This is a genomic window from Serratia sp. P2ACOL2, from assembly GCF_003691565.1.
Lineage (GTDB): Bacteria > Pseudomonadota > Gammaproteobacteria > Enterobacterales > Enterobacteriaceae > Serratia > Serratia liquefaciens.
The window spans coordinates 2,326,431-2,347,243 of sequence record NZ_CP033162.1 but is presented as its reverse complement, the minus strand read 5'-3'; the positions used below and the strand labels follow the sequence as shown (position 1 = coordinate 2,347,243).

The window sequence follows — 20,813 nt, the reverse complement described above, 5'->3', positions numbered from 1 at the left end:
TTGTCACGAGGATGTTTATGAATGAGCATGCCACGCTGTTAGCCCAGCGTCTGATCCGTAATTTCGACCAGGTCGAGAAATCACACGACAGCCGTCCACCGCTGTATGACAGCATCGGCGCCCGTTTGGGCACCGGTACCGCAGCCAAAAAACTGGGGGCTTCTATCGACGTGGTAGCCCCGGGCATGCGTTCATGCCCTTATCACTTCCACTATGCGCAGGAGGAGATGTTCATCGTGCTGGAGGGGACCGGCACCTTACGGGTTGCCGGGGAGCGGCTGCCGATCAAAAGCGGGGACGTTATTTTCATTCCGCCGGGCCCGGAATACCCGCATCAGATCATCAACACGTCGGATGCGCCGCTGAAATATCTGTCTGTCAGCACCCGCGAGCAGCCCGAACTGGTGGAATATCCTGACTCAGGCAAATTTCAGGCGATGGCCGTGGACCAAAATGGTGAAACGGTACGCTATTTACAGCGCCCTTCAGCGTCGCTCGATTATTGGCAGGATGAACCCTGAATCCCCTTCCGGTAACGACAGGCCCAGTGCGAGCGCCGCCTGCTCGGCGACACGGAAATCGATATCCGCCGCTTCGCCGTCCTCCATGAACCAGGCGGCGGACAGCCCTGCCCAGGCAAGGATCCACTGCAGCAGACGCTGGCGCTCCAGCCCGGCCAGTTGACAGATCTGCACGACTCGCCGCTGAAAAATGTCTGGGTCAGTAGCAATGCCGTAGTTGGGGTTGCAGAAGATGTTGGCGTAGTCGAATGCGCGTTCGCCATAAAGGCGTTTAGGGTCGATCACCAGCCAGCCACGCTCACCGAAATCCAGCACGTTGTCATGATGTATATCTCCGTGCAACACGGTCTGTTCACGCGGGCTGGTCAGCAATTCTGCGGCCACCCTGGCGCTGAGGCGCAGCATGCCACCGTGTGCCTGCGCCGCCGGCCACAGTGAGTTAAACCATTGGTGCAAAGGAATGAGTTCCGGTAAGGGTTCGGCACGTGGTGCATGCAGGCGGGCAACAACCTGGCAAAGAATTTCCGTCGCCTGACGATCGTCGCCATCGCGCACCATTTGCGGCAACGAGCGGCTGCCTTGCGCACGCTCCAGTAAGATCCCATCCTCATGCCAGGCCAGCACCCGCGCAGCACCTTCGCCCTGCCACCAGCACATCAATAAACCGCCGAATTTTTCTTCCTGTTCGCGGGCTATTTTCAACATGGCGGCGGCCCCCTGATAGCGAACGGGCATCAGCAGGCTGCTGTGAGTTTCAAACGCCTGGCCGTCGGGCTGTAACTGCCAGCGTTGCATGTAAGGAATTAAGGCCGAATTCATTACCCTGAAACGTCCTTCACAGTTATAAATGAATGGTAGTGATATTATTAAAAATCAATATATCGCAGCGTACTTCCGATGTTCATCGCACTATCCTAACCAAGTTTGTTTACTTTTTTAATTTATCTCTCGGGGTTTTTACCATGACATCATTAAAGCGTATTAATTATCCGCATCTGCCTACGCCGGGGGGGCCCTATGTCCATGCCGTACGCCACGGGGATACGCTGTATGTTTCCGGCCTGACGGCATTTGCCACCGAGGCTCAGGGGCAAACGACCCAGCAACAGACGCAGGCGATTCTGGAGCAACTGGCAACCATCGCCGCCACAGAGGGCACGAACCTCAAAGCGCTGATTAAAATAACCGTGTTTCTAACCGATATCGGCGATTTGCCGGCCATCCGGCCGATACTGTTTGACTATTGCGACGGCGCGCTTCCGGCCTGCTCACTGGTCGCGGTCAGCGCCTTGTTCTCGCCACAGGTCAGCGTTGAGATCGAAGCCGTTCTGGCGCTGTGAACGTAAGGTGCCCGTAGGCATCGCGTGCGTTACCCTTTGCCGCCATTGGGACTATTCTGCTAATTTACAGCTAGGAACTTTATTACCGCCGAGACGTTAATGCAGCAAAAGCCGGTTATGCACGAAGCCAGACAATTAAAGCGCCTCAACGCCGCCACGCGTCGGCAATCCCACATGTATAAGTGGATTGCCTTTATCGCGGCGCTGGACGCTATACTGGTATTTTTTTATGACCGGGATATGCGCAACATTACCTTTTCAGGCGCCGTTGCGCTGGTGTGCGGATATTTGTGGATCCGCGATCGCAACAAAGCGCGCGGTTATCGGCGGGAGTACGATCGCAAATTTGGCAAGCACAGCGGCCTTTAGTCCTGCATTGCTTCTAGCACTTTTGCGCTGTCGACGATTTGCACGAACTTAACGATTTTTCCCGCGCGCAGCTGGTAAATATGCGCAAAGGATGCGGTGAAGGACTTTCCGGTGGCCGCGTAGGTGCCATGGTAGAACCCCTGCGCAATCACGGTTTCGCCGGCATCATAGAAGTGGTCGACATCGGCGCGATAGCCCTGCCATTCCGTCCCCAAACGCTGGTGAACATTTTTGAATATCGCCTGCGGGCCGATATAGGTGCCGGCATAAGGAAACCCCGCCGCTTCGGTCCACTCGGCATCTGGCGCCAGCGCTGCCAGCAGGTTGCGGCCATTCTCTTCGGCACTGCCGCCCTCATAGGTGGCGCGTACAATTTCAAGATTCGTAGGCATGATCTTTCTCCGGTGGCGTCTGCAGGATATTCCGGCCATACCCCGCAGACACAGGTTTACACCAAGCGGAGATGACCGGAATGGCGTCATTGTAAGTTGCTTATTCCGGTATAAAAACCGCGATTGCGGCAATAGTCTGTTGCATTGTAGTAAACAATTAGAACATTGCGTTGTCATCACCGCCGCATCAAAGGGGGTTATGATTGAGGTTTTCCGCCCACAAGGAACAAAACACGTGCATTCTTCACCACTGACGCAAGCCTTACTACAGCCTTTCGCCCCCCATCAGGAACTGGCTCAGGCGTTGTTGCCGCTGACGCTCGATTCCGATGATGGCTCTCATGACGTGGCACATCTGCATCGCGTGTGGAAAAACACCCGCAAAATCAGCCAACAAGAAGGCGGCAACCGTCGCATCCTGTGTGCGGCTGTGCTGTTGCATGACTGTGTGGCAGTGGAAAAAAACTCGCCACAGCGCCATCTGGCTTCGCGCATGGCGGCCGAGAAAGGCGCCCTGATGCTCAAACAGCTGGGCTGGGAGCCGCAGGACATTGCCGAAACCGCCCATGCCATCGAGGCCCATAGCTTCTCCGCAGCCATTACCCCGGAGAGCCTGGAGGCAAAAATCATTCAGGACGCAGACCGTCTGGACGCTATCGGCATGATTGGCGTAGCGCGGTGTTTCTATATTGGTGGACGCATGCGCAGCGCGCTGTACGATGCCGCCGATCCGCTGGCGGAACAGCGCCAATATGACGACAAGCGTTTTTCCCTGGATCACTTCGAAACCAAGTTATTCAAACTGCAGGAAGGTTTCCAAACCGCCACCGGCAAGAAAATGGCGCTGGAACGTACCGAACGCATGCGGCGTTTCCTCAGCGAACTTCTGGAAGAGATGTAACGCGCCAGCGCCCTGCAAACTGGCATTTCCGTTACGGCAGCAGCATCTTCACACCGCTAATTGCTGTACACTGGATGCCAACTTCACTGACCAGGCTGCAAAAATGAAAAAACTGACGCTGAAAGACATGACGGAAAGCGAGCAACGTGAAGTAAAAACCGAGTTGGACAAGGCACGTAAAAGCCTCGGGCGCGCCTTGACCAATGGCGAGAATAACAAGATCAAGGATGAGGTGGTGGCTCGCATCACTGCCGCCCGCGAGAAAATTGAAAAAGCCACCCGGGCCGAACGCAAAGCCAATCGCGTTCAACCCACCGGGGAAACATTCAGTTGGTCGGCTTCGATCAACGGCGCACGCCGTCCCCGCTAATCAATTTCGCCCCGCCAAGGCGGGGTTTTCCTTTTCCCGGCTTATTAGCCAAACTCATCAGCGCGGTTTAATCATGAATAACCGTGTTATCAACCTGTTGCAAATTGACAGCATCATGCAGAATATTCATTATCATCGCATTACCCCTTTTCAAGAGACCGCCATGACTCACCTCAACCACAATGACGCTGCGCAAATATCGGCATTGCCGCTTGAAGGTTTGGTGGCAGTTTACTCGAAGAAACAGACGCTCATTTGATCGGGGCGCGCTGTCCCGTCAGATGAGCTGACTGGGCGGTGTACGACTCGTTTCCCCTCTTGTTATCTCATCTGGCTTCTTATTGTTCGCATTGAAGGAAATTACTATGGCCTCATTTTCCGGTATCTGGGTTGCGCTGGTGACCCCATTTAATCACAACGCCGTTGACCTGCCCGCCACCCAACGGCTGGCCCAACACCTGATCGCCTCTGGCGTCGATGGGTTGGTGGTTTGCGGTACTACCGGTGAGGCTGCCGCGTTAAGCAAGGAAGAACAGCTGGCGGTGCTCGATGCCGTGCTGGCCGTGACGCCAGCCCATCAGGTGGTGATGGGGCTGGCCGGCAATAACCTGATCGACACATTGCAAATGCAACAGGCGATCCAGCTGCGTGACGTCGCCGGCGTGCTGATCCCCGCGCCCTACTACATTCGCCCGTCGCAATGCGGTCTGGTGGACTATTTCACCCAGTTGGCCGACGCCTCAAGCGTGCCGGTGATCCTGTACAACATTCCGCAACGCACCGGCGTGGTGATGGAGCTGGCAACCCTGCGCCAGATTGCACGCCATCCGCAGGTGAAAGCCATCAAGGACTGCGGTGGTAATCCGGACACCACCATGGCGCTGATTAACGACGGTGAAATCGACGTACTGACCGGGGAAGATAACCTGATCCTGACGACGCTGTGCCTGGGCGGCACCGGGGCGATTTCTGCTTCCGCGCATATTCAGCCGCAGCGTTTTGTGCAATTGGTGCAGCAGGTCGCCGACGGCGATTTGGTTGCCGCCCGCGCTAACTTCTATGGCCTGCTGCCAATGATCCAGCAGATGTTCAGCTTCCCGAACCCGGCCCCGGTCAAAGCCGCCTTGGCGCAGCAGGGTCTGATCCGTAACGAGCTGCGTTCGCCCATGCAAATCGCGCCGCAGGCTTTGCAACAGCAAATTGCCGTCACCCTGGCGCAGTTGCAGCCCGAAGCCGCGTTGATAAGTTAAATTTGTCGTTTAACCCGCTGTAATTTTGGCGTTATAGAGCTAGGATCAGAAGTTGAGCATGCCTGTCACTCATCATTATCAAGGAGCTTTCGATGAAACTGTTCTATAAAGCCGGTGCCTGTTCTCTGTCTCCACACATTGTACTGCGTGAGGCGGGCCTGGATTTCACGGCGGAAAAGGTCGATCTGGCGCTGAAGAAAACGGAAAGCGGTGCCGACTATCTGACCATCAACCCGAAAGGACAAGTGCCTGCGCTGCTGTTGGATGACGGCAGTCTGCTGACCGAAGGCGTCGCGATTGTGCAATACCTGGCCGATCGCGTGCCGGATCGCGCTCTGATGCCCGCAGCGGGCACTCTGTCGCGCTACCATGCGATTGAGTGGCTTAACTATATTGCCACCGAACTGCACAAGGGTTTCAGCCCGCTGTTTAACCCGAAAACGCCTGAAGAATACAAAGCCTTCACGCGGGAAAAACTGGAGAAGCAGTTCAGCTATCTGGATTCAGTGCTGGCGAAGCAGCATTTCTTGCTGGGGAACCGGTTTAGTGTGGCAGATGCCTATTTGTTTACCGTTCTGCGCTGGGCTATCGCCATGCAGTTTGATCTCAAAAAGCACACCAACTTATCGGCCTATTTTGATCGCGTGGCCGCACGGCCGGCAGTAGATGCCACCTTGAACGCGGAAGGATTGAAATAATTTCCTGGCCCCGACGCGATAATCCGCCGGGGCACAGCGTCAGCTTAATTACAGCTTTACCGCTTTAAAATCACAATCTGGCTGCACGATACGATCCTGAGCCGCCACCACCTGTAGTTCGTACTGTCCCATTGCCTGAGTTGTCAGCATCACTTCATAAACCGCTGCCGTCACGTGCTCCAGCGCCTTATCAAGCGCCTCGCCCTTAAGCAGATTAACCAGCAACAAGCCGCTGGTCAGATCGCCCACGCCTACCGGTTGGCGGCTGCCAAAATCCACCAGCGGACGACTGATGTGCCAGGCTTCATCTGCCGTAACCAACAGCATTTCGAAACAGTCCGGATGGTAACCGGCGCGGCTCAGGTGCTTGACCAGCACCACTTTCGGCCCCTTGGTAATTAGCTCACGCGCAGCGCTTACCGCTTGATCAACATTCGCGACGGTGCGCTGACTCAACAACTCCAGCTCCAGCAGGTTTGGCGCAATCATGTCGCTGCACGGCAATGCCTGCTGACAATGAAACTCCGCCACGCCCGGTGCCACGATGCAGCCTTTTTCAGGGTGACCCATGACCGGATCGCAAAAATACCAGGCGTGCGGATTGGCCTGTTTGACCTGACGCACGATCTCCAGAATATGGCTACCCTGCTCCGGCGAACCGATATAACCGCTCAGCACAGCATCGCAATGCTTGAGTTGATCGATATCCGCAATACCCTGAGCAATTTCCGTCAGGTGGCTGGCCGGCATCACGCAACCGGTCCACTTGCCGTACTGGGTGTGATTGGAGAACTGGACGGTGTTCAACGACCAGACGTTAACGCCCATGCGGCGCATCGGAAATTCTGCCGCACTGTTGCCCGCGTGGCCAAACACCACATGGGACTGAATAGAAAGAATGTTTTTCATCAAAAATTTGCTCTGATGCCTTAAAAATAAAGGGGCCGCTGAGGGCCCCTTTGCTGCAATTTCGTTTACTGCCAATCTACCAGGCAGTAATGTTTTTTGCCGCGACGCAGCAGCGTGTAACGACCGAACAGGCGATCGGCGTCGCTGAAGGTATATTCGGCGTTAGACTGCTTCTCACCGTTGATGGTCACTGCATTGGAGCCAATCATGGTGCGAGCCTGGCCGCGTGAAGGTACCAGCTCGGCATTCACCAGCGCCTGTTGCAGATCGGCGTCGCCATCGAGCTTGATGGTCGGCATACCGTCCTGCGCCAACTGGGCGAAGTCAGCTTCAGTCATGTCGTGCAGTGCACCGGAGAACAGGCTCTGGGTAATACGTTTGGCCGCAGCCAAGCCTTCCGCACCATGCACCATGCCGGTCACTTCTTCTGCCAACACATACTGGGCACGCGGTGCCTTGCCGCTGTTCTTGTCTTCTTCTTCCAGCGCGTTGATTTCGGCCAGATCCATAAAGGTGAAGAACTTCAGGAAGCGGTACACGTCGGCGTCGGCGGTGTTGATCCAGAATTGGTAGAACTTGTACGGGCTGGTTTTTTCAGGTGCCAACCAGACTGCGCCACCTTCAGTCTTGCCGAATTTGGTGCCGTCGGCTTTGGTGATCAAAGGCACGGTCAGGCCGAACACCTGCTGCTGATGCATGCGGCGGGTCAGATCGATACCTGAGGTGATGTTGCCCCACTGGTCGGAGCCGCCGATCTGCAGCTCAACCTGATGACGGTTGTAGAGCTCGGCGAAGTCGAAGCCCTGCAGCAGATTGTAGGAGAACTCGGTGAACGAGATACCGGAATCGTCACGGTTCAAACGCTGCTTCACAGCTTCCTTGTTGATCATCTGGTTGACGGAGAAGTGTTTGCCGATATCACGCAGGAAGGTCAGCACGTTCATGCCGCCGAACCAGTCGTAGTTGTTGGCGGCTACCGCGCTATTGTTGCCACAGTCGAAATCCAGGAACGGAGAAACCTGTTTGCGGATTTTTTCTACCCACTCGTTCACAGTATCGGTGGTGTTCAGCTTACGTTCAGCCGCTTTGAAGCTCGGATCGCCGATAAGCCCCGTGGCGCCCCCCACCAGCGCGACCGGTTTGTGGCCGGCAAGCTGGAAACGCTTCAGGCACAACAGAGGAACCAGATGGCCCAAATGCAAGCTGTCAGCGGTCGGATCGAAACCGCAATACAGTGCAATTGGCCCTTGCGCCAGTCGCTCTGCTAACGCTTCCTCATCCGTAACCTGGGCAACGAGGCCCCGCTCTTGCAGTTGTTTAATCAAGTTGCTGCTTGCCATCAATGACTCCATGTATAAACGAATGCACCTTTGTCGGTACACGACCTTTCGCCCACTAGCGAAATATAAAATTCAGAATACCGCATAGAATAAAGCGCCGGCGACATCAGTGCCAGCGCTTAAGGGGGATTTTCGGTCTTCAGGGCGCCAGTCGGTCAATTTTCCAGTCATTCCCGTCCCGTTGGTACAGGAAACGGTCGTGCAAGCGGTTGGCACCGCCCTGCCAAAACTCGACGGAGTCGAAATTGACCCGGAATCCGCCCCAGAAACTCGGCAGCGGGACTTCGCCCTGTTGGAATTTTTGCTTCAGCTCGAGGAATTTGCTTTCCAGCACCCCGCGCGCGGAAATGCGCGATGACTGCTGCGACACCCAAGCGCCGATCTGGCTGTCTTTCGGGCGACTGGCGAAGTACTTCATTACTTCTAAAGTGGAAAGCCGTTCCGCCTTACCGAGGAAAATCACCTGGCGGTCAAGCATGTGCCACGGGAACAGCAGGCTGATATGCGGGTTATTCGCCAATTGCTGTGCTTTGCGGCTGCCCAGGTTGGTGTAGAACACCAACCCTTTTTCATCCACATGTTTAAGCAAAACAATACGCTGATAGGGTTGACCATTTTCATCCACGGTGGCCACACACATGGCAGTCGGATCGGCCAAACGAGCGTCGCAGGCCTGTTTAAGCCACTTTTCGAACAGCTCCAGCGGATTGGCGGTCAGATCGTTGCGACGCAGGCCACCCCGGGTGTATTCACGGCGCAGGTCCGCAACATCAAATTCATTATTTTCAATCATTGGGTTATCAACCAACTGAAAAATCGTGATTCTATTCTGCGCCAGCGGCGTCAGGATCTCAATCGATCTGACGCCGCAACCGCCGGATCAATTCGCCAGCGTGCAGTCGCTCATGATCACTTTGCCATTACGCTCAAGGTAGGCGTTTTGGCCCTTGGACCAGAAGGTGTATTTACCGTCACTGTATTTTGCGCCGGTCATGGCCAGCACCTGCTTGAGTTTCAACTGCTCGCCGTCCATCAGCAGGCTGACGGTGCTCTCCTTGCCGTCCAGCGCCACCGTCAGCGGCGTGGTGCCACACTGATAGTGCAGGGTCTGGCTGCTTTGCGGCAGAACATAGCTGCAACCGGCCAACGCCAGCGCACCGGCGGCAATAATGATTTTTTTCATGCTGTTGCTCCTTAGGAAAATCTGTCGATTTCTATCCTAACAGAGCTAACGGCCCCCTAAAGGCAAAACCGGATAAATCCCACCCAGCAGGGTTTCACGGCTGGCGCCGGTGACCGAAGGCAGATTACCGGGCTGGCCAGACAAGGTACGAAACGCCAGCCAGGCGAAGGCCAGCGCTTCCATATCGTCGCCGCTGATGCCAAAATCGTCTGTCAGGCACACCTCGGTGCCGGGCAGTAGCGCCGACATTCGCGCCATCAGCAACGGGTTGCGCGCCCCGCCGCCACAAACCAGCAAACGCTCACAGCCGCCCGCCAACTGAACCTGCTCGCAAATGGTCACCGCCGTCAATTCTGCCAGCGTGGTTTGTACGTCAACCGGTTTGACCGCCGGCAGCCCCGAAAGCTGGTTCTCCAGCCAGGCGGCGTTGAAATATTCACGGCCGGTGCTTTTCGGCGCCGGCAGCGCAAAGTAAGGATCGGCCAGCATCTGCTGCAACAGAGGCAGACAGACACGGCCTTCCATCGCCCAGGCGCCGTCTTTATCGTAAGGTTGCGAGTGATGGCGCCAGATCCAGGCATCCATCAGCATATTGCCCGGCCCGGTATCGAAACCGCGCACCGGCGCCCCCGGCAACAGCATCGAAAGATTGGCGATACCGCCAATGTTCAGCACCATGCGACGTTCCACCGGATGCGCCAACAACGCCTGATGGAAGGCCGGCACCAGTGGCGCGCCCTGGCCCCCATAGGCCATATCACGCCGCCGAAAATCCCCCACGGTGGTGATATTGGTCAGCGCGGCAATGCGATTGTTATCGCCCAATTGCATAGAGAAGCGCGCGTCACCTTCGGGCTCGTGCCATACCGTCTGGCCATGGCAACCGATAGCGGTGATGTCCTGGGCCGCAACGCCGGTTTGTTTCAGCAGGCCAAGCACCGCCTCGCCGAACAATGTGCCGAGCTGCGCATCGAGTCGCCCCACTGCAGCAAGCGTGGTTTGCTGCCCCTGGCACATACCGAGAATATCCTGCTTGAGCTGAATCGGCATCGGATGGCTGTAGCTGGCCTGCTGCGCCACCATTCGTCCGTCTATCGCGGCAAGCACCACGTCGACGCCATCCAGACTGGTGCCGGACATAACACCTATATAGCGGCCTGACTTCATAGCAACATCCTTTACCCTGCGCGGGGAAGCAAATTTTTGACCCAACAAATAAACCAGAATTAAAAAATTAACGCCATGAATTCTGATGTTTTTTTTCACCTCTGTGAACGATGCGCCTGTTTTATTGCCTGCTTTCTTGCTGAGGTGTCACCGCTAAACAATCGCTCAACGTGTAACGGAATTTCTCACGGCACTGTTATAAAGCTAAACCACCGTTTATTATTGGTTGAACAGCGCAACGTTAAGCTGCGTGCAGTAGCGGGTCATGGTGATGTACGTGCGTTTGAGCCATACTTTGTCTATCATTTTCATTGAATCTGGCCTGGAAAGGTTCCCCAGGTTATGGACTACTATCAACAGGAGTTTTATATGATCAAGCGTCTTCTCGTCGTTGCCATCGCCGCAGTTACGCTGGCAGGGTGCGCCAATGATTCCATGTCCGGCGACGTCTATTCCGCTTCACAGGCCAAGCAGGTTCAAACCGTGACTTACGGCACGCTGGTTTCTGTTCGCCCGGTCAAAATTCAGGGCAGTGAAACGTCGAATACCATTGGTGCCATTGGCGGGGCGGTACTGGGTGGCTTCCTCGGTAACACCGTTGGCGGCGGTACCGGTCGCAGTCTGGCAACCGCAGCCGGCGCAGTAGCCGGTGGCGTGGCGGGTAACAGCATCGGCGAAGCCGCCGGCCGTACCTCAGGCTACGAGTTGGAAATCAAGACCGACCAGAAAGAGAATATCGTGGTGGTTCAGAAGGCAGGCGCAACCAAGTTCAGCCCAGGTCAGCGCGTTCGTATGGCTCGCACCGGCGACACCATTACCGTATCGCCACTGTAAGCGCTACGCGTAGGGTAAAACCGGAGGCTTTAGGCCTCCGGTTTCATTTCCGATGCTGTGAAATCTAATCGAATAAAAAGAAATTCTTATTGTTTATTTTGTAGTTCAGTGATGTTTTGCTCAAGCTTGCCAATCAAACCAACCAACAGTTGTACTTCATCAGTAGTAATGCCGCTCAGAATCTCGCCCCGCGTAGAGCTGATGACGCTGTCCACTTCCCGGATGATGGGATCGGCCGCTTCAGTCAGTTTGATACGCTTTGCACGCCGATCGTTGGCGCAGGTGTGGCGAGTAATCAACCCCTTCTCTTCCAGTTGGTCCAAAGTACGAACCAATGACGGTTGCTCAATGCCGATCGCTTTAGCCAACTGGATCTGTGACTGCTCCGGCGGCAAACGATTGATACTGTGCAAAGTAACCCAATGCGTTTGCGTGAGCGCCAGCGGCTTGAGCCGATGATCGATGAGCGCGCGCCATACACGAACTAATCGTGCTAAATCTGAACCTAATGTTGACTCCACTTACCCCTCCTTATAATTAGCATGCTAACATACCCTCCCAGAGCTTAGACTATTTTGAGTAACTCACATTAAAAACACAAATGTATATAATGTATATTGTGGAAATAGCCACCATTTTGATCAGTTATTGTTTATTCTCTATGCAACCGCTCAACATATTCACTCACTGGGATTGTTAATGTGAATACTTCATGGCTTCATGCCTCGTCCCCGCTACCCGATTTGGTGCTGGGCGCCTCGCTTTATTTTCCGCCCCTATTTAAGGCTGTTTTGCTCGGCCTGATTTTATGGCTACTGGTACACCACCTGTTGCGAGACTGGATTTATTCCGGCGAAATTTGGCACCCTATGCTGATGGATTTGTCTATTTTCGTCATCGCCGTCAGCGGCTCCCTGTGGATTTTAGCGAGTTGGTAACTCATGACGTATAAAACATTAAAATATTTTTCTACGGTAATCGTCTGTGCCATTGCCATCTGTGCCGGTTGGTGGTTATGGAATTACTATATGCAATCCCCCTGGACGCGCGATGGAAAGGTGCGCGCCGAACTCGTCAATATCACACCAGAAGTTTCTGGAAGATTAGAGAAAATAACCGTTCATGACAATCAGTTCATACCTGCGGGAAGTCTGATTTTTACGATCGACCCCGTGCCATACCAGATTGCACTCGACAATGCTGAGGCCGCGTTGGCAAAAGCGCAGTCTGACCTGGCCAAGGCCGATCATGAGGCGGCTCGACGCCGCGGTCTGCCGCGAAATGTTATTTCTGCAGAAGATATGGACGAATCGAATTTAGCGGCACAGGCAATGAAAGCCGCGTATAAAGCCGCGCAAGCTAATCTGGAACAGGCAAAATGGAATTTAAGTAAAACTAAAATTTATGCCCCTACCGATGGCTATATCACCAATTTGCAAACCCGCGTGGGTAACTATGCCAGCGTCGGCTCACCGCTGGTTGCGCTGGTTGATGTGCACTCGTTTTATGTGCTCGGTTATTTTGAAGAAACCAAGCTAAAACATATAAAAGAAGGCAATAAAGCGGACATCGTTTTATATAACGGCAACACTCCGCTTCAGGGTGAAGTTGAGAGTATCGGCCGCGCCATTTACGATCAAAGCGTCGAAAGCAGCAGCGATTTATTAATGGACGTGAAACCCAACGTGCCCTGGGTTCGTTTGGCGCAACGCGTACCGGTACGGATAAAATTGCTAAATGTTCCGGCAGATTTGCCGCTGGTCGCGGGCACCACCTGCACCATCTCGATTCATCAGTAAGGCTAACGTGTGAACCTGCCTTTTTTGGAATGGAAACGCACCCCTTGGGGAAAAGCCACCGGCGGACAATGGCGTTATGCACTGCGCAATTCGCTGGCCATGTGCCTGTCACTGTGGGTCGCGTTCGTTCTCAATCTTGACGAACCTTACTGGGCGCTCACATCGGCAGCGGTAGTCAGCTTCCCCACCGTTGGCGGTGTGATCAGTAAAAGCATCGGCCGTGTTTTCGGCAGCCTGGTCGGCGCTGCGGCATCGGTGGCCATCGCCGGGCACTGCCTGAACGATCCCTGGCTGTTCACGCTGTTTATCGCCGCCTGGATCGGCCTGTGCACTTATATTTCAAACCACTATCAGAACAACGTTTCCTACGCCTTCGCGCTAGCGGGCTACACCGCCGCCATCATCGCCTTCAGCACCGTCAACGTGACGGACACTCAGCAGATCTTTGATATTGCCCAAGCGCGCGTTTGTGAGGTTATCACCGGTATTCTGTGCGGCGGTCTGATGATGATGATCCTGCCCAGCACCTCTGACGGCGAAACCTTGTTAACCTCGTTGCGGCGCATGCATCTGCGATTATTGGAACATGCCGCGATGCTGTGGCAGCCGGAAATCACCGTGCAGATGCGTACCTCGCACGAAGGGGTTATCGGCCAAATACTGACCATGAACTTGCTGCGTATTCAGGCTTTCTGGAGCCACTACCGGCTACGCCGACAGAATAATCTGCTCAACTATATGCTGCACCAGCAGCTACGCATAACCAGTGTGATCTCCAGCCTGCGCCGCATGCTGCTGAACTGGCCGGATCGCCCGGCCAATCTGGCCAGCGTGCTGGAGCAACTGCTGACCGAGCTGCGTAACCCCGAGACTGACAAGTACCGTTTGGCGCGCATACTGCAACAGATTGCGCCGCAAGATCCCGCCGACTATCGTCATCGCGCCTTCTGGCTACGTCTGCGCCATTTCTGCTGGCTGTATCTGAGCGCCAGCCGCTGGTTGCAGCGTCTGGAGAGCGCCACGCCGGTCAGCGATATTCAGCCACCGCGCGTCACCTCTTTGGCCCGTCACACCGACAGCTACGAAGCGGCATATAACGGCCTGCGCACCTTTTTGTGCATTGTCATTGGTTGCGCTTACTGGATTAACACCCAATGGGACGCGGGCAGCTCGGCCCTGACGCTGATTGCCATCAGCTGCGTGCTCTACTCTTCCACGCCGTCCCCCATCAACAGCATCACTACCCTGCTAAAGGCGGTGCTGCTGCTGTCGATTGTCTGCTTTGTGGTGAAATTTGGCCTGATGATTCAGATTGATGATTTTTGGCTGTTCTGTGCCTTTCTATTCCCGGTGCTGGTAACGATGCAGATGATCAAGCTGCAGCACCCCTCCTACGCCGCACTCTGGGGGCAACTGATCGTATTCATGGGCTCTTTTCTTTCCGTCACCAATCCACCAAGCTACGACTATCAGTCGTTTATCAATGACAGCATCGGGAAGATTGTCGGGGTATTGCTGGCCGGTTTAGCCTTCCAAATATTGCGACCCAGCTCGGACAAACGCAAAAGTCGGCGCATTATCCGCGCCCTGCGGCGGGACTTTATCGATCAGTTAAGCAAAAAACCGCAGCAAAGCGAGAGCCAGTTTGAATCGCGAATCTATCATCGCATCAGCCAACTGAATCAAAGTCAGGATCAAGACGCGCGCAGCTGGTTATTGCGCTGGGGCGTGGTGCTGCTCAACTGCAGCCATATCGTCTGGCAACTGCGTGACTGGCAAACCCGTTCCGATCCGCTCTCGGCGGTTCGCGACGTCTGTATTCATTGCCTGCGGGGCATCATGACGGAGAAAGGCGTGCAGCACAGTTCGCTGGACGCCAGCTTGCAAGAACTGCAGCACATGAGTACTGCGCTGGCGCACCACCCGGAACAGGCGGCGCGCGATCTGGCAGGCTTGATTTGGCGGCTTTACTGTTCGTTGCAGCAGCTACAGCAGGCGATTGTCCCTGTTGATAGCGCAGCGACGACATCCACCGCCCGCTAACCGTTGTTATGACTTAATCACGCCGCAGGCGAAGCGTTCGCCTCCGCCACCCAGCGGTTTGGGATGATCGGAGTGATTATCACCACCGGCGTGCACCATCAGTGCCTTGCCGCTGATTTCGCTGATTTTTTTCAGCCGAGGCGCCAGCACCGGGTAGCTGGCCATGCCGTCGTCGGTCACGTAAATGGCCGGCAAATCCCCCAAATGGCCGTCGGCGTATGGCCCAAGGTGCTTACCGGTTTTTTGTGGATCAAGATGTCCGCCGGCCGCCAACGCCGCGACGGCCTTGCCGTCCTTCATTCCCGGTTCGCAACTGCCCTTCTCATGAACGTGAAAACCGTGCACGCCGGCCGGCAAGGCTTTGAGCTGTGGCGTAAACAACAAACCATAAGGCGTTTCGCTGATCGTCACCTTGCCAATATCCTGACCAATTCCCTGTCCGGTCACCAGATTCATGTCAACATCCACCGTCGCCGCCTGAGCAACGCCGCAGGCCATCAAACCAAAGGCCGCATACCAATAGTGTTTCATCAATCAATCTCCTTGAAGTCTCTGTGAGTGTTCAGTATAGGGGAAGCTGCCGCGTCACCGCACAAAACACGCACAATTTTGGCGATCAAATTCGCATTCTTAATAATTACTACTAATAATAATTCTACCGATGTCGGTCCTCTGACCAGACGCCGTGCGGCATACTCATTTCATTGCGACTCGCTGCAATAGCTATTCAAAGATTAACCCGGCAACGCAGCTAATTCATAAGGAACTGATATGGGAATCTTTAATTATCAAGGCCTCGATGAGGCGAAGTCCAAAGCGTTATTTACCGATGCCATGGCAATTTCCACCTACGCCTATCACAATATCGATAATGGTTTTGATGAAGGCTATCATAATACCGGCTTCGGGCTGGGCCTGCCCTTTACCCTGGTCACCGCATTGATAGGCAGTACTCAATCACAGGGGGGATTACCCGGTATTCCCTGGAACCCTGACTCGGAAAAGGCGGCGCTGGCGGCGGTAAATAACGCCGGCTGGTCATTGATTAGCGCAGATCAATTAGGCTATCAGGGCAAAACGGACGCGCGTGGCACCTATTACGGTGAAACTCTGGGCTATACCACTGCACAGGCCGAAGTACTGGGAAAATACGACAGCGAGGGTAATCTCACCGGCATCGGCATTGCTTTTCGCGGCACCAGCGGCCCGCGTGAATCGTTAATCACCGATACCATCGGCGATCTGGTCAATGACCTGCTGGCCGGTTTCGGTCCCAATGGTTATGCCGATAATTACAGCCTGAAAGCCTTCGGCACCCTGCTGGGGGATGTGGCCAAGTTCGCCCAATCTCACGGACTGAGCGGGGATGACATTACCATCAGTGGTCACAGCCTCGGCGGCCTGGCGGTAAACAGCATGGCGGCGCTCAGCGACGGCAATTGGGGTGGCTTCTATGCGCAGTCAAACTATGTCGCCTTCGCTTCTCCTACCCAATACGAAACCGGCGATAAAGTCATTAATATCGGCTACGAAAACGATCCGGTATTCCGCGCGTTGGATGGCACGACGCGCACTTCAGCGACGCTGGGCGTGCATGACGCACCACAAGAGTCCGCTACCAATAACATCGTTAATTTCAACGACCACTATGCCTCCACCGCCTGGAATATTCTGCCCTTCTCTATCCTCAATGTGCCAACCTGGTTATCTCACCTGCCGTTCTTTTATCAGGACGGATTGATGCGGGTATTGAATTCAGAGTTCTACTCGCTGACCAGCAAAGATTCGACGGTGATTGTCTCCAATCTTTCTGACGTTACCCGCAGCAATACCTGGGTGGAAGACCTCAACCGTAACGCCGAGCAACACAGCGGCCCAACCTTTATTGTCGGCAGTGACGGCAATGACCTTATCAAGGGCGGCGCGGGAAATGATTATCTCGAGGGCCGCGCCGGCAATGACACCTTCCGTGACGATGGCGGTTTTAATATTATTTCCGGCGGTGAAGGCCATAACACCCTGGATTTGCAACATGCATTGAAAAATACCGAGGTCGCGTACGACGGCAATACGCTCTATTTGCGCGATGCTGACGGTGGCATCACTCTCGCTAACTCGATTGGTACGCTGAAAAGCAAAGAGTCGTCACTGCTGATTTTCACCAAAGAGGTTGATCATCAGGTGACCGACAACGGATTACTTTCCACCAAGGGGTTGACCGCCTACGCCAGTTCGGCGAACGGCACCGCGGCCGATGACGTTCTGACCGCCAAGGATTCCGGCTCCTGGCTATTCGGTCTGGAGGGAAATGACCAGCTGTTTGGCGGCAAAGGCAATGACGTGTTCGTCGGAGGCGCGGGTAACGACGTAATGCACAGCCAGGGCGGCAACAATACCTTCCTGTTCAGCGGCGACTTCGGTCAGGATCTGATTTACGGCTATCAGGCCCGAGACAAGCTGGTATTTATCGGTACCGACGGCAGCAGTACGGGCGGTAATTTCCGTGATTTTGCCTCCGAGGTGAACGACAATCTGGTGTTTAATTTTGGCGGCAATACGGTCACTTTAGTCGGGGTCGGGTTCGATAGCCTGTCGGACGGCCAGGTGGTACTGGCCTGAACACCGGGGTAATAACGTTAAAACGGGCGGCCGAGGCTGCCCGTTTTATCGTGCCGGTTAAGGTACGTCGTAACCCAGCGCCGCTTTGCGGATGCGGAACCACTGTTGACGATCCAGCGTCAATTGCTGCGCCTTCAATGCCGAACGCACGCGTTCAATCTTGCCTGAGCCGATAATCGGCAACGGTGCCGACGGCAGACGCATCACCCAGGCGTACACCACCTGCTCGATAGTCTCGGCCCCTATTTCCTGCGCCACCGCCTGCAACTCATCACGCAGCGGCTGGAACTCGGCGTCGCTGAACAGGCGGCCGCCCCCCAGACAAGACCAGGCCATCGGCTTGATGCGTAATTGCTGGCACTGATCCAGCGATCCATCCAGGATACTCGGCTGATGAATCGGTGAAATCTCCAGTTGATTGGTCACCAGCGAGAATGGCAGCCGCGATTGCAGCAACGTAAATTGCGCCGGTGTGAAGTTGGAAACGCCGAAGTGACGCACTTTGCCACTTTGGTGCAGAGACACAAAGGCCTCGGCGACCTCATCGGCATCCATCAGCGGATCCGGACGGTGGATCAGCAACAGGTCAAGATAGTCGGTATGCAGATGCGCCAACGAACGTTCCGCGCTGTAAACAATATGCTCGCGGTCGGTGATGTAATGGCCGATGGCGTTGCCCGGTTTGGCCGTAGTGGCGATACCGCATTTGGACACCAACTCCATCGACTGGCGCAATGACGGCTTCAGCCGCATCGCTTCGCCAAAAGCCTGTTCGCAGGCATAGCCACCGTAAATATCCGCGTGATCGGCAGTGGTCACGCCCAGCTCGATATGCTGCTCAATGAACGCCAACAGCTGTTGCGGCGACATGCCCCACTCCATCAAACGCCAGTATCCGCAAATCATGCGGGAAAATTCAGGCCCCTGCGGCGCGAGTTGAATACGGTTTTCCATTATTGAAACCTCATGACAGTGTTTGATGCCAGCATACACAAGCGGGTAACGACGTGGAAAGGGGAAAGCCGCGCTAACGCGCGGCGGATCGAGTACCGGTCAAAATAGCGACGGCTGTTCGGGTAGCGGCTCATCGGGCTGTTTATTGGCTCGCTGCAGGCGCAGGAAGCGTTGGTGACACAGGCGCAGCACATCCCTTTTTTGCGCATCGCTCATTTGCATCCAGCCAAAGCGTTCTTCGCGGCTGCGCAGGCAGCCACGGCAAAAGCCTCGGTCATCGGCCTGGCAGATACCTCGGCACGGGCTGGGGATGTCAAAAAACTCAAGCTGCTGCGGCACGCGTCCTCCTGTTATCTCTTGCTAATTGAAGACGCCATCGGCGCCGCTGGCAAGTGACTTTTCGGTGTGGCGGCGAAAATAGTCGCGCAAGTAACGCAGCGCCTGGCGATTTTTCTCCGGCATCGCCCGCTCGAGCGTCATCGCATGCAGCCGTAACGGTGTCGGCCGCCATTCAGGCATCAGTTGGATTAACTCACCGCGTTGCAGCTCATCTTCTATTTCATACAGGGGTTGAATCGAGATCCCCAAACCATTGCGGGTGAAGGCGCGCATGACGGTCATGCTGTCGCTGACAATCTGCCCTTCCGCCAGACGCAATTTAAGCTGCTGGCCGCTCTGGTGATGCAAATCGAGATGCGCACCGCTGAAAGCCCCGGTGATCCATCGGTGTTGCACCAGGTCTTGTGGCGTCTCCGGCACGCCATGCTGGCTGAGATAGCGAGGAGCGGCACACAGCACCATCGGCCATTCGGCCAGCGGGTGGGCAATCATATTGGCGTCCGCCAGTTGACGATTAACCCGCAGCGCAATATCGATACGTTGATCAATCATATCGACAATCCGGTCGTCAGCCAGCACCTTCAGCGTCAGCTTGGGATGCGCCTGCAACAACGGCGCCATCGCCTCCGCTAACGGGCGACCACCGATACCGATGGTCGTCGCGATGCGCAATTCTCCCACCAGGGTATCGCGCAGTTCCGCCAGACGCTGTTCCGCCTGCTGTGCCTGAAACAACATCGCCTCACAACCGGGATAGAACGCCGCCCCCGCTTCGGTGAGCGCCAGGCGGCGTGTAGAACGGTGCAACAAGGGCACGCCAAGCGTTTTTTCCAGTGAGCGCAGGTGCTGGCTGACCGCTGACGGCGTCATTCCCAGTCGCCGGGCGGCTCCGGCTAGCGATCCTTCGGCCACCACGGTGGCGAATACCGCCATTCGATTCAGTTTATCCATGATTATGAAGTTTTACTTAATCAAGAAAGCATGAATATGGCACTAATCAACATCATTGTTAAGTACTACATTATCTATACCCGCTCGGGTCAATCTGAGCAGAAAGTTAATACTGACCCCTTTACTGACAGGAGCATAAAGATGAAAGTAGCCATTATTGGAGCAACAGGTTTTGTAGGCCGCCGCGTGCTGGATGAAGCTCTGGCACGTGGACTGCAAGTCACGGCGATTGCCCGTCAGCAAAAAGACCTGCCGGAAAACGCCAACCTGAGCATAGCGCTGGGCGACGTCGCCGACACCGAATGGCTGGCGAAACAGCTGGCCGGTCAGGATGCGGTGATCAGCGCCTATAACCCAGGCTGGGCGGAAGACAACCTTTACGAAAAAACCAGCCGCGGCGCACAGCAGATCCTGGACGCTGTTAAAAAAGCCGGCGTTAAACGCCTGCTGGTGGTGGGCGGTGCCGGCAGTCTGGAAGTCGCGCCGGGCGTTGAATTGGTGGACACGCCGGAATTCCCGGAAAATATCCGTCCAGGCGCACAAGCGGTACGCGATTTACGCAACAAACTGCGTAACGAGACTTCGTTCGACTGGACTTATTTGTCGCCAGCTGCCCTGTTGGAACCTGGCAAGCGCACCGGCCAGTTCCGCCTTGGCACCACCAAACTGTTGATGAATGGCCAGGCGCCAGCCGGTATCTCGGTGGAAGATCTGTCGGTCGCCATCATCGACGAAATTGAAAAACCGCAGTTTATCAAAGCGCAATTTACCGCCGCTTACTGATATCGCATCGCCAGACCATTCCCCGGTCTGGCGACCTTTTTTCTAAACCAA

General features: G+C 55.2%; 26 protein-coding genes. 14 read left to right on the top strand and 12 right to left on the bottom strand.

Features of this window, described 5'->3' with window-relative positions; genetic code table 11:
* Window positions 1-17: 17 nt before the first annotated feature.
* Window positions 18-521 carry a cupin domain-containing protein gene (locus EBA31_RS11625; RefSeq protein ID WP_122079153.1) on the top strand — a complete coding sequence of 168 codons (504 nt, stop codon included), beginning with the start codon at window positions 18-20 and terminating at the stop codon, window positions 519-521.
* On the opposite strand, the gene EBA31_RS11620 is transcribed toward EBA31_RS11625, so the two are convergent.
* Entirely contained in the window at window positions 486-1,340 is an 855-nt protein-coding gene (locus tag EBA31_RS11620) for an aminoglycoside phosphotransferase family protein (protein ID WP_020826704.1), read from the bottom strand. The two genes, EBA31_RS11625 and EBA31_RS11620, sit on opposite strands and share 36 nt — an antisense overlap.
* Window positions 1,341-1,483: 143 nt before the next feature.
* On the opposite strand from EBA31_RS11620, the gene EBA31_RS11615 reads away from it, so the two are divergent.
* Both EBA31_RS11615 and EBA31_RS11610 read left to right on the top strand, forming a co-directional pair.
* Window positions 1,484-1,861 (top strand): RidA family protein, encoded by a 378-nt coding sequence (locus tag EBA31_RS11615; RefSeq protein ID WP_122079151.1) that lies wholly within the window; start codon window positions 1,484-1,486, stop codon window positions 1,859-1,861.
* Between the two features lie 99 nt (window positions 1,862-1,960).
* A complete protein-coding gene (locus EBA31_RS11610) occupies window positions 1,961-2,230 on the top strand; it encodes a hypothetical protein (protein WP_044550680.1) in 270 nt (89 codons plus the stop codon).
* Here EBA31_RS11610 and EBA31_RS11605 read toward each other — a convergent pair.
* Window positions 2,227-2,622 (bottom strand): nuclear transport factor 2 family protein, encoded by a 396-nt coding sequence (locus tag EBA31_RS11605; protein WP_046373681.1) that lies wholly within the window; start codon window positions 2,620-2,622, stop codon window positions 2,227-2,229. The genes EBA31_RS11610 and EBA31_RS11605 overlap by 4 nt on opposite strands.
* A 235-nt stretch (window positions 2,623-2,857) precedes the next feature.
* On the opposite strand from EBA31_RS11605, the gene EBA31_RS11600 reads away from it, so the two are divergent.
* From EBA31_RS11600 to gstA, 5 genes are all read left to right on the top strand, one after another.
* On the top strand, window positions 2,858-3,523 hold the full coding sequence (locus EBA31_RS11600; protein WP_048762696.1) for an HD domain-containing protein: 666 nt from the start codon (window positions 2,858-2,860) through the stop codon (window positions 3,521-3,523).
* Between the two features lie 103 nt (window positions 3,524-3,626).
* A complete protein-coding gene (locus EBA31_RS11595; RefSeq protein ID WP_020826699.1) occupies window positions 3,627-3,893 on the top strand; it encodes a DUF3811 domain-containing protein in 267 nt (88 codons plus the stop codon).
* A gap of 73 nt (window positions 3,894-3,966) precedes the next feature.
* Complete coding sequence (locus EBA31_RS11590) at window positions 3,967-4,152, top strand: hypothetical protein (RefSeq protein WP_020826698.1); 186 nt, start codon at window positions 3,967-3,969, stop codon at window positions 4,150-4,152.
* Between the two features lie 106 nt (window positions 4,153-4,258).
* The gene (dapA, locus tag EBA31_RS11585) at window positions 4,259-5,143 is read left to right on the top strand and encodes a 4-hydroxy-tetrahydrodipicolinate synthase (protein WP_122079149.1); all 885 of its coding nucleotides are present in this window, start codon (window positions 4,259-4,261) and stop codon (window positions 5,141-5,143) included.
* 92 nt (window positions 5,144-5,235) lie between these two features.
* Window positions 5,236-5,841: a glutathione transferase GstA gene (gene gstA / locus EBA31_RS11580; RefSeq protein ID WP_122079146.1), complete on the top strand. Its 606-nt coding sequence runs from the start codon at window positions 5,236-5,238 to the stop codon at window positions 5,839-5,841.
* A 48-nt stretch (window positions 5,842-5,889) separates the two neighbouring features.
* Here gstA and pdxY read toward each other — a convergent pair whose 3' ends face one another.
* The 5 genes from pdxY to anmK all read right to left on the bottom strand — a co-directional run bounded on the left by pdxY (window position 5,890) and on the right by anmK (window position 10,440).
* Window positions 5,890-6,750: a pyridoxal kinase PdxY gene (gene pdxY, locus EBA31_RS11575; RefSeq protein ID WP_122079143.1), complete on the bottom strand. Its 861-nt coding sequence runs from the start codon at window positions 6,748-6,750 to the stop codon at window positions 5,890-5,892.
* A gap of 65 nt (window positions 6,751-6,815) precedes the next feature.
* Window positions 6,816-8,090: a tyrosine--tRNA ligase gene (gene tyrS / locus EBA31_RS11570; protein ID WP_020826694.1), complete on the bottom strand. Its 1,275-nt coding sequence runs from the start codon at window positions 8,088-8,090 to the stop codon at window positions 6,816-6,818.
* A 139-nt stretch (window positions 8,091-8,229) separates the two neighbouring features.
* The gene (gene pdxH, locus EBA31_RS11565; RefSeq protein ID WP_046373687.1) at window positions 8,230-8,883 is read right to left on the bottom strand and encodes a pyridoxamine 5'-phosphate oxidase; all 654 of its coding nucleotides are present in this window, start codon (window positions 8,881-8,883) and stop codon (window positions 8,230-8,232) included.
* An 87-nt stretch (window positions 8,884-8,970) separates the two neighbouring features.
* Window positions 8,971-9,273: an MliC family protein gene (locus EBA31_RS11560; protein ID WP_122079141.1), complete on the bottom strand. Its 303-nt coding sequence runs from the start codon at window positions 9,271-9,273 to the stop codon at window positions 8,971-8,973.
* Window positions 9,274-9,318: 45 nt separating this feature from the next.
* On the bottom strand, window positions 9,319-10,440 hold the full coding sequence (anmK, locus tag EBA31_RS11555; protein ID WP_122079139.1) for an anhydro-N-acetylmuramic acid kinase: 1,122 nt from the start codon (window positions 10,438-10,440) through the stop codon (window positions 9,319-9,321).
* 369 nt (window positions 10,441-10,809) lie between these two features.
* Here anmK and EBA31_RS11550 point away from each other — a divergent pair, with 369 nt between their 5' ends.
* Window positions 10,810-11,274, top strand: coding sequence for a glycine zipper 2TM domain-containing protein (locus EBA31_RS11550; RefSeq protein WP_044552917.1), 465 nt, complete (start codon window positions 10,810-10,812; stop codon window positions 11,272-11,274).
* Window positions 11,275-11,360: 86 nt separating this feature from the next.
* On the opposite strand, the gene slyA is transcribed toward EBA31_RS11550, so the two are convergent.
* Window positions 11,361-11,795 (bottom strand): transcriptional regulator SlyA, encoded by a 435-nt coding sequence (slyA, locus tag EBA31_RS11545; RefSeq protein ID WP_012144945.1) that lies wholly within the window; start codon window positions 11,793-11,795, stop codon window positions 11,361-11,363.
* Window positions 11,796-11,975: 180 nt separating this feature from the next.
* On the opposite strand from slyA, the gene EBA31_RS11540 reads away from it, so the two are divergent.
* Genes EBA31_RS11540 through EBA31_RS11530 form a run of 3 tightly spaced genes read left to right on the top strand, consistent with a single transcriptional unit; the run spans window position 11,976 to window position 15,116 of the window.
* On the top strand, window positions 11,976-12,212 hold the full coding sequence (locus EBA31_RS11540; protein ID WP_122079137.1) for a DUF1656 domain-containing protein: 237 nt from the start codon (window positions 11,976-11,978) through the stop codon (window positions 12,210-12,212).
* A 3-nt stretch (window positions 12,213-12,215) separates the two neighbouring features.
* Window positions 12,216-13,073, top strand: a complete 858-nt coding sequence (locus EBA31_RS11535) for an HlyD family secretion protein (protein WP_122079134.1) — start codon at window positions 12,216-12,218, stop codon at window positions 13,071-13,073.
* A 9-nt stretch (window positions 13,074-13,082) separates the two neighbouring features.
* On the top strand, window positions 13,083-15,116 hold the full coding sequence (locus tag EBA31_RS11530) for an FUSC family protein (protein ID WP_122079131.1): 2,034 nt from the start codon (window positions 13,083-13,085) through the stop codon (window positions 15,114-15,116).
* A 6-nt stretch (window positions 15,117-15,122) separates the two neighbouring features.
* On the opposite strand, the gene sodC is transcribed toward EBA31_RS11530, so the two are convergent.
* Window positions 15,123-15,647, bottom strand: a complete 525-nt coding sequence (sodC, locus tag EBA31_RS11525; protein WP_020826685.1) for a superoxide dismutase family protein — start codon at window positions 15,645-15,647, stop codon at window positions 15,123-15,125.
* Between the two features lie 240 nt (window positions 15,648-15,887).
* On the opposite strand from sodC, the gene EBA31_RS11520 reads away from it, so the two are divergent.
* The gene (locus EBA31_RS11520) at window positions 15,888-17,735 is read left to right on the top strand and encodes a polyurethanase (RefSeq protein WP_122079128.1); all 1,848 of its coding nucleotides are present in this window, start codon (window positions 15,888-15,890) and stop codon (window positions 17,733-17,735) included.
* Between the two features lie 57 nt (window positions 17,736-17,792).
* Here the strand turns inward: EBA31_RS11520 and EBA31_RS11515 are convergent, their stop codons facing one another.
* From EBA31_RS11515 to EBA31_RS11505, 3 genes are all read right to left on the bottom strand, one after another.
* Window positions 17,793-18,689 carry an aldo/keto reductase family oxidoreductase gene (locus EBA31_RS11515; protein WP_020826683.1) on the bottom strand — a complete coding sequence of 299 codons (897 nt, stop codon included), beginning with the start codon at window positions 18,687-18,689 and terminating at the stop codon, window positions 17,793-17,795.
* A gap of 99 nt (window positions 18,690-18,788) precedes the next feature.
* A complete protein-coding gene (locus EBA31_RS11510) occupies window positions 18,789-19,028 on the bottom strand; it encodes a DUF1289 domain-containing protein (protein WP_115058942.1) in 240 nt (79 codons plus the stop codon).
* A 21-nt stretch (window positions 19,029-19,049) separates the two neighbouring features.
* A complete protein-coding gene (locus tag EBA31_RS11505; RefSeq protein ID WP_041414527.1) occupies window positions 19,050-19,979 on the bottom strand; it encodes a LysR substrate-binding domain-containing protein in 930 nt (309 codons plus the stop codon).
* A gap of 141 nt (window positions 19,980-20,120) precedes the next feature.
* On the opposite strand from EBA31_RS11505, the gene EBA31_RS11500 reads away from it, so the two are divergent.
* Window positions 20,121-20,762 carry an NAD(P)-dependent oxidoreductase gene (locus EBA31_RS11500; protein ID WP_122079126.1) on the top strand — a complete coding sequence of 214 codons (642 nt, stop codon included), beginning with the start codon at window positions 20,121-20,123 and terminating at the stop codon, window positions 20,760-20,762.
* Window positions 20,763-20,813: the final 51 nt, after the last annotated feature.

Excerpts from the sequence above, each read along its gene's own strand:
- EBA31_RS11625 (WP_122079153.1), top strand. The coding sequence starts at position 18 with ATGAATGAGCATGCCACGCTGTTAGCCCAGCGTCTGATCCGTAATTTC.
- EBA31_RS11620 (WP_020826704.1), bottom strand. The coding sequence starts at position 1,340 with ATGAATTCGGCCTTAATTCCTTACATGCAACGCTGGCAGTTACAGCCC.
- EBA31_RS11615 (WP_122079151.1), top strand. The coding sequence starts at position 1,484 with ATGACATCATTAAAGCGTATTAATTATCCGCATCTGCCTACGCCGGGG.
- EBA31_RS11610 (WP_044550680.1), top strand. The coding sequence starts at position 1,961 with ATGCAGCAAAAGCCGGTTATGCACGAAGCCAGACAATTAAAGCGCCTC.
- EBA31_RS11605 (WP_046373681.1), bottom strand. The coding sequence starts at position 2,622 with ATGCCTACGAATCTTGAAATTGTACGCGCCACCTATGAGGGCGGCAGT.
- EBA31_RS11595 (WP_020826699.1), top strand. The coding sequence starts at position 3,627 with ATGAAAAAACTGACGCTGAAAGACATGACGGAAAGCGAGCAACGTGAA.
- EBA31_RS11590 (WP_020826698.1), top strand. The coding sequence starts at position 3,967 with ATGAATAACCGTGTTATCAACCTGTTGCAAATTGACAGCATCATGCAG.
- dapA (WP_122079149.1), top strand. The coding sequence starts at position 4,259 with ATGGCCTCATTTTCCGGTATCTGGGTTGCGCTGGTGACCCCATTTAAT.
- gstA (WP_122079146.1), top strand. The coding sequence starts at position 5,236 with ATGAAACTGTTCTATAAAGCCGGTGCCTGTTCTCTGTCTCCACACATT.
- pdxY (WP_122079143.1), bottom strand. The coding sequence starts at position 6,750 with ATGAAAAACATTCTTTCTATTCAGTCCCATGTGGTGTTTGGCCACGCG.
- tyrS (WP_020826694.1), bottom strand. The coding sequence starts at position 8,090 with ATGGCAAGCAGCAACTTGATTAAACAACTGCAAGAGCGGGGCCTCGTT.
- pdxH (WP_046373687.1), bottom strand. The coding sequence starts at position 8,883 with ATGATTGAAAATAATGAATTTGATGTTGCGGACCTGCGCCGTGAATAC.
- EBA31_RS11560 (WP_122079141.1), bottom strand. The coding sequence starts at position 9,273 with ATGAAAAAAATCATTATTGCCGCCGGTGCGCTGGCGTTGGCCGGTTGC.
- anmK (WP_122079139.1), bottom strand. The coding sequence starts at position 10,440 with ATGAAGTCAGGCCGCTATATAGGTGTTATGTCCGGCACCAGTCTGGAT.
- EBA31_RS11550 (WP_044552917.1), top strand. The coding sequence starts at position 10,810 with ATGATCAAGCGTCTTCTCGTCGTTGCCATCGCCGCAGTTACGCTGGCA.
- EBA31_RS11535 (WP_122079134.1), top strand. The coding sequence starts at position 12,216 with ATGACGTATAAAACATTAAAATATTTTTCTACGGTAATCGTCTGTGCC.
- sodC (WP_020826685.1), bottom strand. The coding sequence starts at position 15,647 with ATGAAACACTATTGGTATGCGGCCTTTGGTTTGATGGCCTGCGGCGTT.
- EBA31_RS11520 (WP_122079128.1), top strand. The coding sequence starts at position 15,888 with ATGGGAATCTTTAATTATCAAGGCCTCGATGAGGCGAAGTCCAAAGCG.
- EBA31_RS11515 (WP_020826683.1), bottom strand. The coding sequence starts at position 18,689 with ATGGAAAACCGTATTCAACTCGCGCCGCAGGGGCCTGAATTTTCCCGC.
- EBA31_RS11505 (WP_041414527.1), bottom strand. The coding sequence starts at position 19,979 with ATGGATAAACTGAATCGAATGGCGGTATTCGCCACCGTGGTGGCCGAA.
- EBA31_RS11500 (WP_122079126.1), top strand. The coding sequence starts at position 20,121 with ATGAAAGTAGCCATTATTGGAGCAACAGGTTTTGTAGGCCGCCGCGTG.